This window comes from Ruegeria sp. BE1 (assembly GCF_056538885.1).
On sequence record NZ_JBQFTY010000007.1, the window covers coordinates 1 to 13,571 of the forward strand.

At 52.0% G+C, this 13,571-nt stretch carries 13 protein-coding genes and 1 tRNA gene; 10 read left to right on the top strand and 4 right to left on the bottom strand.

Annotated features, from left to right (window positions below):
- Window positions 1-13: 13 nt before the first annotated feature.
- A tRNA-Met gene (locus tag ACR0J5_RS17710) sits at window positions 14-90 on the top strand.
- 348 nt (window positions 91-438) lie between these two features.
- Here the strand turns inward: ACR0J5_RS17710 and ACR0J5_RS17715 are convergent.
- The 3 genes from ACR0J5_RS17715 to ACR0J5_RS17725 form a co-directional block, all read right to left on the bottom strand.
- Window positions 439-2,853 carry a hypothetical protein gene (locus ACR0J5_RS17715; RefSeq protein ID WP_480655732.1) on the bottom strand — a complete coding sequence of 805 codons (2,415 nt, stop codon included), beginning with the start codon at window positions 2,851-2,853 and terminating at the stop codon, window positions 439-441.
- Window positions 2,854-3,099: 246 nt separating this feature from the next.
- Window positions 3,100-4,725, bottom strand: coding sequence for an IS66 family transposase (tnpC, locus tag ACR0J5_RS17720; protein ID WP_480655734.1), 1,626 nt, complete (start codon window positions 4,723-4,725; stop codon window positions 3,100-3,102).
- Between the two features lie 206 nt (window positions 4,726-4,931).
- Window positions 4,932-5,168 carry a helix-turn-helix domain-containing protein gene (locus tag ACR0J5_RS17725; RefSeq protein ID WP_480655736.1) on the bottom strand — a complete coding sequence of 79 codons (237 nt, stop codon included), beginning with the start codon at window positions 5,166-5,168 and terminating at the stop codon, window positions 4,932-4,934.
- A gap of 569 nt (window positions 5,169-5,737) precedes the next feature.
- Between ACR0J5_RS17725 and ACR0J5_RS17730 the strand changes: the two genes are divergently transcribed.
- From ACR0J5_RS17730 to ACR0J5_RS17765, 8 genes are all read left to right on the top strand, one after another.
- Window positions 5,738-6,037: a hypothetical protein gene (locus ACR0J5_RS17730; protein ID WP_480655738.1), complete on the top strand. Its 300-nt coding sequence runs from the start codon at window positions 5,738-5,740 to the stop codon at window positions 6,035-6,037.
- Between the two features lie 94 nt (window positions 6,038-6,131).
- Entirely contained in the window at window positions 6,132-6,248 is a 117-nt protein-coding gene (locus tag ACR0J5_RS17735; RefSeq protein WP_480655740.1) for a ribbon-helix-helix domain-containing protein, read from the top strand.
- A 997-nt stretch (window positions 6,249-7,245) separates the two neighbouring features.
- Entirely contained in the window at window positions 7,246-7,905 is a 660-nt protein-coding gene (locus ACR0J5_RS17740; RefSeq protein WP_480655742.1) for a peroxiredoxin, read from the top strand.
- A 22-nt stretch (window positions 7,906-7,927) separates the two neighbouring features.
- Window positions 7,928-8,818 carry a sulfurtransferase gene (locus ACR0J5_RS17745; RefSeq protein WP_480655744.1) on the top strand — a complete coding sequence of 297 codons (891 nt, stop codon included), beginning with the start codon at window positions 7,928-7,930 and terminating at the stop codon, window positions 8,816-8,818.
- Window positions 8,819-8,883: 65 nt separating this feature from the next.
- On the top strand, window positions 8,884-9,435 hold the full coding sequence (locus ACR0J5_RS17750) for a GNAT family N-acetyltransferase (RefSeq protein WP_480656112.1): 552 nt from the start codon (window positions 8,884-8,886) through the stop codon (window positions 9,433-9,435).
- Complete coding sequence (locus tag ACR0J5_RS17755) at window positions 9,435-10,190, top strand: CPBP family glutamic-type intramembrane protease (RefSeq protein WP_480655746.1); 756 nt, start codon at window positions 9,435-9,437, stop codon at window positions 10,188-10,190. The genes ACR0J5_RS17750 and ACR0J5_RS17755 overlap by 1 nt, the downstream gene beginning before the upstream one ends.
- 35 nt (window positions 10,191-10,225) lie before the next feature.
- Complete coding sequence (locus ACR0J5_RS17760; protein ID WP_480655748.1) at window positions 10,226-10,714, top strand: GNAT family N-acetyltransferase; 489 nt, start codon at window positions 10,226-10,228, stop codon at window positions 10,712-10,714.
- A 133-nt stretch (window positions 10,715-10,847) separates the two neighbouring features.
- Window positions 10,848-11,042: a DUF1127 domain-containing protein gene (locus ACR0J5_RS17765; protein ID WP_480655750.1), complete on the top strand. Its 195-nt coding sequence runs from the start codon at window positions 10,848-10,850 to the stop codon at window positions 11,040-11,042.
- Window positions 11,043-11,174: 132 nt separating this feature from the next.
- On the opposite strand, the gene ACR0J5_RS17770 is transcribed toward ACR0J5_RS17765, so the two are convergent.
- Window positions 11,175-12,389 carry a winged helix-turn-helix domain-containing protein gene (locus ACR0J5_RS17770; protein ID WP_480655751.1) on the bottom strand — a complete coding sequence of 405 codons (1,215 nt, stop codon included), beginning with the start codon at window positions 12,387-12,389 and terminating at the stop codon, window positions 11,175-11,177.
- A 377-nt stretch (window positions 12,390-12,766) separates the two neighbouring features.
- Between ACR0J5_RS17770 and ACR0J5_RS17775 the strand changes: the two genes are divergently transcribed.
- Complete coding sequence (locus ACR0J5_RS17775) at window positions 12,767-13,432, top strand: class I SAM-dependent methyltransferase (RefSeq protein WP_480655753.1); 666 nt, start codon at window positions 12,767-12,769, stop codon at window positions 13,430-13,432.
- The last annotated feature ends 139 nt before the right edge of the window (window positions 13,433-13,571 follow it).

Genomic DNA, 13,571 nt, shown 5'->3' on the forward strand with positions numbered 1-13,571 from the left:
AAAGAACACCTGGCGCGGGGTGGAGCAGTCCGGTAGCTCGTCAGGCTCATAACCTGAAGGTCAGAGGTTCAAATCCTCTCCCCGCAACCAAAATCCAAACAGCCCGTTCGATCTACAAACAGTCCACTGGACTGTTTGCTCGACGATCAAACCTCGTCAGGCTCATAACCTGAAGGGTGACGAGGAAAATAGTAAGCGTTGCATCTGACCCCCAAATTGGCGTCTTCCGGCATAGGGTAAGCGTTGCATGTAGCCCCGGTTCAGAGCCTTTCGACGACATAACCGCCGCAGTATATTGGCCTTACGGCCAATATACAGAACGGCAAAAAACTATCGCTTCCGGCCCTATGCTGCCGTTAAACCGAGGTCGTGCTCGCTGCGGTGCGGCTCTTCGAAGAGGACATTCGCTGCGAACGCAAAACCAGTGCATTGTCCAACTCACAAACTGCGGACGAAGTCGGCACTATCTCTCGCTACACTCATATCGCAATGCTCTATCAAATGATGGCGGTTCAATGAGGCGCATATTGTCTTGTTCGGGTGCGGTCTTCCACAACTCATCCCCATGCAACTTCCGAATCCATCTTGGCGCGCCAATCCTTCAAACGACATTTTCCAGTTAATACGGATCAACCCGCGTGGAGACGCACTCCAACTAAAAATGCGCGGATTTGAGATCAGCAGCATCCTTCTGAGGTAAAGCTGCTTGTCAGGAGCTCGCTCTATCCAATCATCAAACCTCGCCAGCGCAGCCGTGGTCAAATCCTCATTGTCGAAGTAGGAACCATAGAGAAGCGCGAATCCCAAAACTGACGTTAAGTCGTTGATTACGGTAGAAATAAGATGCAGCCGAAATTCGTCGTTTATCTCAAGAGTCGGATCAGCGAATTTATGATCCGCGGCCCAAAACGCGAGCGTCATGAACATCGGCAAGACTATGTTAAGCTTAGCTTCATCATTCTGCTTGAGCGCATCGATACAAGCTTCGGCGAGTTCGAAATATATTTGACCGAAGTGGTCCGGTAGTTCTTCGGTTTCAGATGGATCGAAAATGTGTGCCACTGTAGAGCCATCCGCAAGTGCAACCAAAGCCTCATCTCGCGCTGTTTCGATCTGCTCAATAGCCTCGGCAACATCAACCTTCGGAAGCAAGTATTGCTCTTCTTTATAATGCTCAAACCCATGATAACGCTCCACCAAAGCACCTATGTCGTCGAACCAGCGAGGAAGTTTCCAATGGGCATGCAGGCTTGCTAAAAGAACCTGTGATGCTGCCTCCGTCATTTTCAACTTCTTCAATGTCGCGACAAAGTCTGGGATCATCTCCTGATAGAACTCACAAATCTGAGGCAGAATTTTCTCATAGTGTTGCAGCAGTCTCTGCACCGCCAATTGTCGAACGTACTTGGGCTGTGACAGTCGTGTTCCTTCGATTTCCATTTCGAAATCAATACGCTCGACAATGAAAGCCAGTTCCACTTGCAACAAAGCAGGAAGTCTTCGGAGTGCTCTTTCACTCCATTCATCTGCATCAAAGAAGATCTTCAGCTCTTTCTCAAAGGTCATCATGCGGCGGAGGGTTTCTAGGCAAAGATTATGGCCAAGCGCCGCCCACGTATCTGCAAGCCCAATGTTCGTGAGATCCGAAGACTCAGCATTATGCTCGTTCGCCGCTGTCAAAGCCCGTTCAATCAGCAATTTGAAACCTTTCAGCTCCTGCATGCCAATGTTGAACTGGAAGCGCTCTGCATAAGCAGTTGCACGAATTGCAAACCGACCAAGCAGACGCAAAGCAAGATCAAAGTCTTTTGCTGCCAAAGCAGTCTTTATGTGGTCTGCCAGCTTTTCCACTATCTCATTTTCGAGCCACTCATGATTGGGCTTTTCTTCGACAAGCGTCTGCTGGCTACTGGTTTGAAGCGCCATGGATGTTGCGGTATCGCCGGCAAAGAACCAGCGTTTATGGTGGGGCTGCCTAGGATACCAATAGCTATCAGCATCAATTTTATGCTTCTCACCAAGATAGTGAACAAGCAGGTTGGTATAGTCGTTTGTCAAAGCAGGTAAATTGTCGGCAAGGCTTTGCTTGTCTGCTTTAATCCGATCATCAATGTACGATAGCTGTTCGAGCGACGTGCGCGCAGACCTCGAGTGGTGATTTGCAAATGACCGCGATTTTTTTCGGTTCGCAGCGCCTTCGATGTGTCGAGCAAGGCTAGGCAGTATCTCACTGCGAGCAAGTAGGTTTAGATCAAAAAAATTGAATAACCGTTGCCCAAGTGGGAACAACGCCATGGCGCTTAACAAAGTAAGAACAGTTCCTGCGACATAAACAAAGAACCCCGGCTGAAATCCGAACATTGGCAGGGTTGTTGCCGCCAGGCAGAACATTGCAGCCAATACAAGCACGCGTGCATACACGCTCCCTACTTGTTCGTTGGTCAGCATATAAATGATGTCGCGCCGCAGCTTGGTGTAGCCTGCGCTCAAAATTATCCCAATGGTCGCAAAGTAGATCGAGAAAATTGCCGTCAGTATCTGCGCGTAAAGCCTCAGTTGTTCAATGTTGAAGGCGCTGTCGTCGGGGTTCAGTGGGTTCAACCAACTACCATGGCGACGGACAAAGTCCTCAGTTGCTATCAATGCTGTCAGGGCCAAGGCCACCCAAAACAGGCTCTTAGCACCGATCCAAGCAAACGACCCGAGGATGCGGCTATTGGTCTTAGCTTTGGAGAAATCAACGCTTCGTTTGTAAGCGAAGCGCTCTAAGAAAAAACTGAGTTTTCCGAGTCTAGATCGGAAACCCCAATACCACGGCTTTGAACCAGCCCAAATCTTCAATCGGTCTATCAAACTTACGATTCCATTGCGTCTTGCACACAACATATAGTTGTTGGAGCATCGAAATACGATACTTCCTGTGCGATCTATCGCTTCAACACAGGTTGAGTTAACCAATCAGTTCACCGTGCAGGGGGGAGATCGATCCATTGAACGGGCTGAACTTCTCCGTTGCAGCCTCAATTTGGATGTCTGCTTTGGTTGTGGAAGCAGTTTCAGGCTACCGTTGCAGCGAACTTCCGCTTTCCGACCCTGGCTTCAAGCTGCTTGCTCGTACGGCGCGTGTTTGTATAGCGGTGCTGGAGGCTGGCCCATACGACAGTGTTCAGGCGCATTCCAAGGGAGAAGTTCGTCATATCTGCTGCGAGGCAGCTTCTGGGAAATCTCGTTCAGAACCCAATACAGGTACTCGTAGCTGTCTATACCGTGCATCTTGCAGGTTTCTAACAGCGTTGAATAGATCGCCCAGGCATCTGCACCATCAGCGCTTCCCGCGAACAAGCTATTCTTCCGCGTCCGAATGATTGGCTTGAATTGCCTCTCTACCGCATTGGTGTCGAGATCTAGGCGCCCATCGTGAACGAATTTCGTCAAGCCCGCCCACCGCTTCAGTGTGTAACGGATTGCTTTGGCCACATTTGATTCAGAAAGATGGCGGGTCAACGCTTTCTCAAGCCAAACCTTGAACTCATTCAGTATGGGTCGCGAACACTCTACTCTCACACTGACTCTAGCATTTGGACTGTGGCCTCGAATGCTATCTTCAATCCTGTATAATCGCCGTATAAATCCTATTGCGGTGTAGGCATCGTCTGCCTCGGTAATGATGGCTGCATCTGAATAGTGTCGCCGCGCATGCGCCCAGCAGTCCGCACGGTTTTTGAAGAAGTTGTAACCGGGATATCCATCGGTTTGGAGCAACTCACTATAGTCACCGAGGATTTCTTCGATGTGATATCGCGCTCGTGTCGACCGCGCGAAATAGGCTGTCATGGGCGGGTTGGTCCCGCCAAATGTACTGTCATCACGCGTGATGGCGTACATATAGAACTTGGCGGTCTTCCCCGTTCCAGATGCAAGAATAGACACCGGCGTTTCATCCATGAGCAAACGCATCGATGATTTGCGAAGGATCTCAATCATTCGCAGATAGATTGGTGAAAGCGCTTCCAATGCTACGCGATTAAGATACCTGTTAAAGGTAGACCGGCCCATCGTGATGCCGTTGTTTTGAAGCATCTGCTCTTGGCGGTGGCAGGGCAGTCCCCACAGGAACTTGTTGACCGCCACACCAGCGATGAAGGAGTTGTCGATGTTGCCGCCGGGGAAGACCTTAGGCACTGACGGAACAGAATACATACCTCTAACCCAGCAGCGGTAATTGGCATAGTAACGAACCTCAATTTTATATTGGGCGGGTATATAGACGACTGAATTGCGCGGCTTGAAGCTACGAAAGCTGCCGCCACATCCACAGGGGCATTTGTTGTCTGCGGTCTTGAACACGCGCGGCTCTTTGTGAGCACTCTTGCCCAAGTTCGCTTTACCCTTGCCTTTCGGCTTTTGTTTCGGTGGACGTTTGTTCTTCTTTTTGTCCTGAGAGCCAAGCTCGCTCGAACCATCGGGATCTTGTTTACCGCCTTGTACCTGATCGGGAGGGTTATCTCCTTTCGGGCCATACGCATCGCGGAGCATTTTTGCTATCTTACTCTGCAGATGTTCATTCTGCTTCACTAGCTTCTGGTTCTTATCGACCAGATCGTTGATGAATCCGACAACGTCGTCAAAAGTCGCTACCAGATGCTCGGCAAAGGCAATCAGTTTGTCATCTTGCGATGACAACATCTCTTCAAAGATATTCTGATGCCTTTGCAGAGGATCCATGACCCAGTTCATCCTTGATGCGCGGTAAGCGCAGCCTTGTAAGTCGCGCCCAGCGAGCCGGACGCGTTTGCGCTTGATTTCCAAGCGCGAAAATGGGATGAAAAGGGAAGAGATCGTGGTCGACTACGATTTTACGAGCCCGGTTATGGATGCCAGTCCGCCGGGCTCAACCTTTTCAGAGCCTTAGTTTTGTGCTGGGCTTCAGATCATGGCATTTCCTCCGTCTGGTCGGAATAGTATTCTGGCCAGATTTCCCAAAGTTCTTTTCCGATGGTATCTGCTATAGCTTTTTCGACGCGGGCAGACCGCGTGCGGCCACTAGCAACGGTCTGCACAGTACTCACGCTGAGGTTCAAGCCATGAGCCAGTGCCGTGAAGGAAGAGCCAGCTAAATTTAGCTGATGCCGGATTTCCAGCCTGCGCACTCTATCTTGCTCGTTCATTTGCGATCCGAATTAACGACTGATTCGGTATCTTGTCGCTTAATTGATGAAACGACGCAATATATATTGATAATGAAACAGAAAAAACCGCAATTAAGCGGCATTACTCAGATAATTATAGAAAGCATCTGAGTAATGCAACCAAAAAAACTGAAGCCGCTACTCGTCCGGCTCGCAGATACGACAGCGTTCACTTGCAGCAGCTGATCCGCGATCTTTTTGAGGGTGCGCGCGTTTTCCAGACTGTTCCTGACGGCTTTCAGACTCTACCAAATATAGCTCGGTGCAAGCGTCGTAGCGTCTCAGATTTGGTGCAACTGGTTTTGTCTGGCTGCTTGAGCGCGACAGGGCGCCTTAGAGACGAGCATAAAATCATTAACCTACTTGTTTCCAAAGCTGAGATGTCTGAAATTTTCGCTGATCGACCTCGAAACAGATCGGCCAGGAAGTCGAGGAACGCAAGGGGAAAACGCGAGCGAGTAGCAGGAAAGGCTCAACTGGGAGGTGGAATTCCAATGACTGACAGTCGCAGTGATCTTCTCGAACGCCTCAAGCCCATATGAGAGGCCGTGGACAAGCTGGGGGTGAAGGACTCCGGTTCTGATCTCAAGGCCTTTCTCGACGAGATGTGGAGCGAGGAAACCGAAACAGATGCTGCCGTTTCGGTGACCGGAAACAACCCGGATTGGGGGGACGAAGACTTTGCGAAAGACCCTGCAGCTCAGTTCCAGTCGATTGCGGCCGTTTACGCCACAGGAAATGCGGATGAGATCGACCGGGTTGTGGGCTACATTGCGTTTATACGCCGTATGAAAAAGCAGGGCCTCTATAACTTGGGTGGCACGAGTGAAGGCGGTCCGGCGGGGTGATGCGGCAACCTTATAGCTATTGGCCGTGAAACACACTGATTTGATCTGACATTCGAAAGGGGCACCTATGCCGAACATACACCTTACAGAACCAATGAAGGATTTTGTTCAGAAGCAGATTAGGTCAGGAGCATACGCCAACTTGAGCGAAGTTGTGCGAGTTGGATTTCGGCTTTTGATGGAAAAAGAAGGGGCACGGCAGTTTTACTAGCCTGAAAGCTGACCTTGAACACGCTATGGTGGAAGCTGAAAGTGTTCAATTTCTAGAGTTTGATCCACAGAAATACGGGCCTGACGCATTCAATTCATGAGCCATTTCATTTTCTAAGTCTACGGAAAACACTGGGTGATGTTTGACAGGGGGTTCGGGAGAAAACGGTGATGACGAGATCTAATAGTCCTTCAGACGCAGAACTCTCTGCTATGGTTCGTAAGATTCTGGCTCAATCTATAGAGCAAGCGAAAGTACCTACTTGGCGTGTCGCGCTACTGCCAATGCTGCTGGGGGCAGCATCCGCCTTGGCTGTAATGGTCCTAACAAAGTGGCTCATAGATATCGGCTTGCTTTGATGGTTTCGGCTTAACGGGAGGCTGCATCGGATATGGTGTGGTTTTAAGTTGTTGGGAGTACACCGTGGATGCGAGGAAGGATTGGCACCCCCAAGAAACAAGTGTGCCTGTCTCCCCGGTTGAGCTGACCGCTCAACCAGAGATCGCTTCACATAAAACCACTTCAGCGATGTTCACCGTTCGTTACAGTGGGTGGATTCAGCGCTGGGTTGTGCGCGCAGTTTAGCCTTGGAAAGACTGCAACCCACGTCGCATGCTATCAAACAAACTGGGGAAAACGTATCGTTGAGTGACCGCTCACTTTGACAAGCGTCGATGTAGAACAGCACCTACGATCCGTTCAAGCGCCAAGGATGGTATGAATGCGCAGAAGGCAGACATTCATGGAGGCAGCAGCAAAGGTCTGCATCGAGCCCATACCGGAAGTCTTCCAATCATTCTGCCTCACTCGTAGAACGAAAATTGCTGCAAATGCGTAGAGTCGGTCGCCACCGCGCGTTTGAAAACGCGGCCATTGAGCCGCCTTTCAGAACTATTTCAGCTTTCTTTCAGGTATCGGTACAGCGCCGCGTCTACGTGATCGGAACCAGCCCGTTTCGTCGGGCAAATTCTGACAAGAGATTTAGGAAGGAAGAAAGATGCCTCTGGCAATCAACAGCGAAGCGCCAAATTTTCTGGCGAATTCGACAGAAGGTATGATACATTTCCACAATTGGATCGGAGACAGCTGGTGCGTTCTGTTCTCGCACCCAAAGGACTTTACCCCGGTTTGCACAACCGAACTGGGCGTCATGGCGAGCATGAAGGCCGATTTCGAACGCCGCGGGGTCAAGATTATCGGCCTGTCGATAGACCCGGTCGAAGAACACGAACGCTGGGCCGAGGACATCTGCTCGGCAACGGGACAGGCGCCGAACTACCCTTTAATTGGCGACAGCGATCTGAAGATTGCCAAGCTGTACGGCATGTTGCCTGCGGACACGGGCGGGTCAGCCGGGGGCAGAACTGCAATGGACAACGCAACGGCACGAACGTTGTTCATCATTGGCCCCGACAAGAAGATCAAACTGACGATCTCTTACCCGATGACCACCGGGCGCGATTTCAACGAAGTGCTGCGTGTCATCGACAGCCTGCAACTGACCGCACGTCAGCAGCTGGCGACACCCGCAAACTGGAAGCAGGGCGAAGATGTCGTGATCGTCCCATCCGTTTCGGATGAGGAAGCTCGCAAGCGTTACCCAGATGGCTGGAAGGCACCTGTGCCGTATCTCCGTCTTGTGGAAATGCCCTATTAACGAAAGACTTTGGAGAAGACTTATGGAACCGAAACTGAGCCGCAGAACCTTCGGTGCTCTTGCTCTGAGCACAACAGTCCTGGCCATTCCAAAACTCGGCCTTGCAATGACGCAAAAGTATGCAAACCCGGGCCTTTTGGTTGAACCGGAAGACCTGGCCAAAACCCTGTCATCCAAGCCAGATGTGGACTTTGTTTTGGTCGACGTGCGCCCCCGCGAAGACTACGACGCGGGCCACGTTCCGGGTGCACGGTATCTTGATCCAAATGCCGTTGTAGCTAAACAAAGTCCTGTTCCCGGAGCGTTGCGGAATTTTGCCGATATAGAGGCAATGCTGGGAAAAATTGGGATATCTGCCGACCGCAGGATCGTCTTTTACGATGATCGGGGCGGATTCCACGCTGCGCGCATGCTGTGGTTGATGGAGTATATGGGTCATCGCGACGTCGCAGTGCTGAATGGTGGTTGGTCGTCGTGGCTGGAGGTCGGCGGAACGGTCTCTTCCGATCCCGAGCCATATGACACCGCGGTGTATCAAGCGGCGCTTAGTCCGCGGCGCCATGCATCAGCTGCGGATGTTCTGAGCCAACGCAATGCCGAAAAAGCGGTGTTGATCGACGTTCGTCCGACCAAGATGTATGACGAGGGCCACGTGCCTTGGGCTGTAAACATCGCATGGGCGAAAAACCTTGGGGAAAACGGACGTTTTCGGCCAACTGAAGAGCTGTTGGCGCATTTTGAAGACAATGGTGTCACGCCAGAGAACGACGTCATCATGCACTGTCAAACTGGGCTCGCATCGGCACATAGCTACGTTGCACTGCGCCTTTTGGGGTTCCCGCGTGTGCGGGTGTATCATAGGTCGTGGGCAGAATGGGGGAGTGATCCTGCGCTCCCCAAGGCCGCGTCCTGACAATGCGGTGCGCGCTTCACAAAGGCGCGCACCGAGCACGATTTGAACCAGACCAAGCAGAACCGATGTTACCTGTTCTTAGATTCCACCGTGGTTGGTTGCGGCCAGTGAGCAGGGCTGACGCCGGTTTCTTGCGAGGACTTTTGAATGAGCCAGAGGTGCGTAGGTATCTTTGCGATGACAAGGTTCTTACTGAATTTGAGGTTTCCGCTTTGTTGTCAGAAAACGAAGTGTTTGAAGCCGATGGACTGGGTCTTTGGGTGATCGAGACAGATACCCTTGGCGCGGTTGGACTGGCGGGTCTGACACCGGTCGCCGGCCCACATCAAGGCGATGCTGAGATGGCTGGCGGGATTGAACCTACTATCGCGCTTGAGCCAAAGGCTTGGGGCCAGGGATTGGCGCGGGCTGCTTTGACCGCGCTGATCCATTATGCGTGCGATGGCCTGAAGCTGGCCGGTCTTGTAGCCGCCGCTGATGCGCCGAATGTGAACTCGCATCAAATGCTTACAGCCTGTGGCTTTGAACGGATTGGTAAGACCTCGGGCGTCTTGAACCAACTCATCCTGTATCGGCAGAAGTTCCTGCGACCTATTGGCGGGGCAGGTCCAGATTGATGCCTGGGCGCACATATGACTTCTTTGCGTTGGTGCTTGCGCTTTCTGTTCCGTTTTGGGTCCTTGGCGGTAGTGCCAAAGATCCAATTCTCCCGGGCCTGCCTATAAGTGCTTTGATGGTGCTGGCACCTGCATTGGCTGCACTCCTGCTCGTGTTCAAAGAGGGTAGGATTCGGGCGGTACGCAAGTTTCTCAAGCGATTGATCGATTGGCAAAAGATGACGCCTTGGGCCTGGGTTGTGTCTTTGGGGACGATGCCTGCGGCTATGGTGGGGTCGGGTGTTTGGCTTAGTTTTACCGGGCAGAACCTACCCGCATCGCAGACAAACCTAGGCCAGTTCTTGTTTCTGTTCACGGTATTCCTGATCGCTGCCATGGCTGAAGAATTGGGGTGGACTGCCTATGCTGCGCGGCCTTTGTTCACCCGCTATGGGCTGATTTTGGCGGGGTCAATACTTGGGGTTGTTGCAATCCTCTGGCACATCATTCCCTTAATTCAGGTTGGACGAACATGGGATTGGATCGGGTGGTGGGCTTTGGGCACGTTCGCGCGTCGAATATTCATCATGTGGCTTTATGTCTGCGGTGGTTACAGCGTATTCTCGGCGTCGCTCTTTCACGCAATGAGTAATGTCAGTTGGATGATGTTTCCTGTTCAGGGATCGCATTTTCATCCACCGAGTGTTGCAATAATCATGTGCGCGATTGTGGGTGCGGTTCTTGCATTAGAGGCACGATCGTCACGCTCCGGGTAGTCTGCGACGCCAGTGCCAGAGTAAAAGATGCTTCCATGACCCTGATCGAAATAGTTCCATATGACGCCTGTTACAGAAGCCAAGTGGTTGATCTCGCGCTGCGAGCCTGGACCGGCGTTTTGGACAGGACTGCCGAGGAAGTGCCAGATTTCGTTTACGAGGCATTCTATCCTGAAGGATGGCAAGTCAGACAACGATCCGATGTTGGCGACCTGCTGGACACCGAACCGCAAAATATCTGGGTTGCGTTGACTGGTCGGGTGGTCGTCGGCTTCATCGGGTTGCGTATTCATCCAGAGGATCGGATGGGCGAGATCGTGATCATCGCAGTCGATCCTGATCATCAGAGACGCGGACTCGCCAAACGAATGATGCACTTTGCTGAAAAACAGATCGCATCGGCGGGCATGTCGATGGTTATGGTAGAAACAATTGATGACAGTGGGCATTCGCCAGCGCGTCGGACCTACGAAGCACTTGGTTTCCAGCCATGGCCTGTCGCGCGGTACTTCAAGAAGCTCTGAGAGAAGCGAATGAACGCCTTTTTGCGTAATTTGGGCGGCGTTTTAGAAGTTTTCAGCCAATTTTCAGGTCTTTTCGACGCTCGCCACGCACCTTTTGGGAACAACTTGACAAACCCCTCAAGGAGTTCAATCGATGCAAAAAACACGAACTGATACGCGGCGCCCAGTTCCGCAAAAGCCAACTATTCTGCTACGCTTACGCTATGCGTTTCGCGTGAACCGACAACGAAAAGCACTGAAGAAACTGGACGATCACGCGCTGCGCGATATCGGCGTATCGAGAAGCGAGGCCCGAAGAGAAGCAGAGCGCAAAATCTGGGATTTATAAATGCCGCTACTGATGGCTCAATCAGAGCATATGAACATATGCTATCTGCATTTGTTGCTGAAACTCATGGATCACACTTGATCGAAAGCGTTTATCTCATGGCGAGAGTCTTCCGGAGAAACAAATGCTGCTTCAAGCTGCGGCAAGCGGACCTGTGAGGCGTTGAAACCTCCGGTTGGTACGCAACCCAGCAACCATAGGTTCCTGATGTAGCCAATGACCATGCCGAAAGCCCTCATCGAGGGCATCTTCGAGCGCATCCAGCGCCCGCCTCTCATCCTGCAAGATTGCGTAACCGAAGAACTCGTGAATCAGGCAAATTGACTGACTTTGACGTGGTGTCGAGAGAAGTTGCCAAGCGCGTTCGGGATCACCTGCTAGTGCGAGAGCCGGACCCAATGTAAAGCTTGATCGCGGTTCGTCGGGGTCTTCCGAAAGCCTTCTGTCCAAGGCACGAACACAACGCTCCGCAATTGCAGATGCAAGAACGGTATCAAAAGAATATGCCGCGCGCGCCGCAAGAAAAAGTGGTCTGGACGGGTCAGGGACAAGTTCAGCTGATCTCAGAGCCAGTGTTGCCGCACTACGATGATCACCTGCTACAAACGCTACCCGCGAGGCGAGATAATGGGCTTCTCCGCTCTTGTCTGATCGCGCCAAGCTCTTTGCCAAAGCTGTGTATGCACCTGATCCGCCCTCCAATGCGCCCATGGCAAATCCATGCGCTGCATTTGCCAGAGAAAGATGGGGAGATAGCGCAACCGATTTTTCGGCATGGTCAAAGGCAACCTGCATGTTTTCCGGGCGAGCAGCAGAATACAGCACGGCGTGCACCAGCATTACAGAGCAGGATGCATGTGCCCAAGCCGAGTCTGGTGCGCGACCAACGGCTTCTTTCGCACGCTCGTAAGCCACAATGGGTGCGTCGGCTTCACCTCGGGTTAACGCCGCTTGAGCCTCGAGCAACGCGCAATAGACGTCGAGCGGAAGAAGTGCTTCATCTGGTCCAAGCTGTGGGGAAACGTCCTTGTCGAACACCGGTTGTTCGCGCAAGCGATACCCTGCCTTGGGTATAGTCTCGATCAAGGACCTGTCTGCACCAATAGCCGAAAGCCCACGCCTGATCTCGGTGACCGCTTGTGTCAGACTTTCGTCCGTGACGATTACATCTGCCCAGACAGCTTCCAAAAGTTCAGTACGAGAAACAACCTGGTTACCCGCCTGCGCAAGCACCTCGAAGACACTCATTGCGCGCGGCGATAGGGTGACCTCAGCAGCATTTGCGACGAGGCGGCGTGACGGTGTGACTACACGCAGACCAGCAATTTGGAACTCGGTTGATAACATGCTTTCGACTTAAAGATTTACGGTCAGGAAACTGCGCCAATATAGCGTTTACAAGCAAAAGAAGCGACCCCAACTGTATCGCAGCCCCAACTCCGTTCGTTGGCCGGTGATAGGAGCACGATGGTACCTCGTCCGCGGAGTTGAACGGTTTGAGTTTGTGATTTCGATCTAGAGCAAATACGCCTTGCAGCGACAGGTGCCGCTGAGCCGAGTCTCACATTTGCAGGTTGGGCATTGGTGGGTCCTCCCGATAAGGTGCCGCATGATCAAGTGTTCAGCGTTCACGGGAGCAAGTTCCACAAATGAGGAGTGACAATTATTTCGATGAAGACGTCGCAAAGACATATGATCGAGACCACGGTGGGCATGACCCCGCATTGATAAAGAAGACAGTTGATTGCCTCTTTGACTTGTCAGGCGGATGCAGCATTCTTGAGTTCGCAGTCGGAACAGGAAGAATAGCCCTGCCGCTTGCCGAAAAAGGAGCTGTCGTTAAGGGCATTGAATTGTCTTCGGCAATGGTAGACCGCCTGCGGCAAAAAGAAACTGGAGAGCCAATGGAAGTCGCGATTGGCGATATGACCACGGCGCAGGTTGCTGGTGTGTTTTCCCTTGTTTTTCTGGTTTTCAACACCATCGATAATCTGAAAACTCAAGACGCTCAGATTGCCTGTTTTAAAAACGCCGCGCGACACCTTGGACCGTCCGGTCGGTTTCTCATCGAAACCCAGGTGCCGCCGATCCAGAAGTTACCTATTGGCGAGACAATGCACGCATTTTCGAGCGATCCTCAACACTTTGGCGTCGATGAATTCGACATCGTGACTCAAAACTACACTTCGCACCATTTCTGGGTGAATGATCGGGGGCACAGACATCTCGCAATTCCGTTTCGGTATGCTTGGCCTTCCGAACTTGATCTGATGGCGAAATTGGCGGGGCTTGTATTGGAGCACCGATGGTCGGACTGGGATCGCTCACCATTTGATCACAAAAGCACCAAACACATATCTGTCTGGCGGAAATCCTTACAGCCCGTATGATCGCTTCGTTGTGCGTGTCGTTCGTCCGAAATGGCCGCGGCGAAAGTGTAACTCCGGCTTTGGCAAAATCTTCGACCCAGAATAACCTGTCTGTCGACAGCCGCCGCGCAGTAGCAACACGGGTGCTTCACACGCGAAC

Bases quoted from the DNA above. Each gene is read 5' to 3' on its own strand.
- ACR0J5_RS17740 (WP_480655742.1), top strand. From the start codon at position 7,246: ATGCCTCTGGCAATCAACAGCGAAGCGCCAAATTTTCTGGCGAATTCG.
- ACR0J5_RS17760 (WP_480655748.1), top strand. From the start codon at position 10,226: ATGACCCTGATCGAAATAGTTCCATATGACGCCTGTTACAGAAGCCAA.
- ACR0J5_RS17735 (WP_480655740.1), top strand. From the start codon at position 6,132: ATGAAGGATTTTGTTCAGAAGCAGATTAGGTCAGGAGCATACGCCAAC.
- ACR0J5_RS17755 (WP_480655746.1), top strand. From the start codon at position 9,435: ATGCCTGGGCGCACATATGACTTCTTTGCGTTGGTGCTTGCGCTTTCT.
- ACR0J5_RS17745 (WP_480655744.1), top strand. From the start codon at position 7,928: ATGGAACCGAAACTGAGCCGCAGAACCTTCGGTGCTCTTGCTCTGAGC.
- tnpC (WP_480655734.1), bottom strand. From the start codon at position 4,725: ATGGATCCTCTGCAAAGGCATCAGAATATCTTTGAAGAGATGTTGTCA.
- ACR0J5_RS17725 (WP_480655736.1), bottom strand. From the start codon at position 5,168: ATGAACGAGCAAGATAGAGTGCGCAGGCTGGAAATCCGGCATCAGCTA.
- ACR0J5_RS17750 (WP_480656112.1), top strand. From the start codon at position 8,884: ATGTTACCTGTTCTTAGATTCCACCGTGGTTGGTTGCGGCCAGTGAGC.
- ACR0J5_RS17770 (WP_480655751.1), bottom strand. From the start codon at position 12,389: ATGTTATCAACCGAGTTCCAAATTGCTGGTCTGCGTGTAGTCACACCG.
- ACR0J5_RS17765 (WP_480655750.1), top strand. From the start codon at position 10,848: ATGCAAAAAACACGAACTGATACGCGGCGCCCAGTTCCGCAAAAGCCA.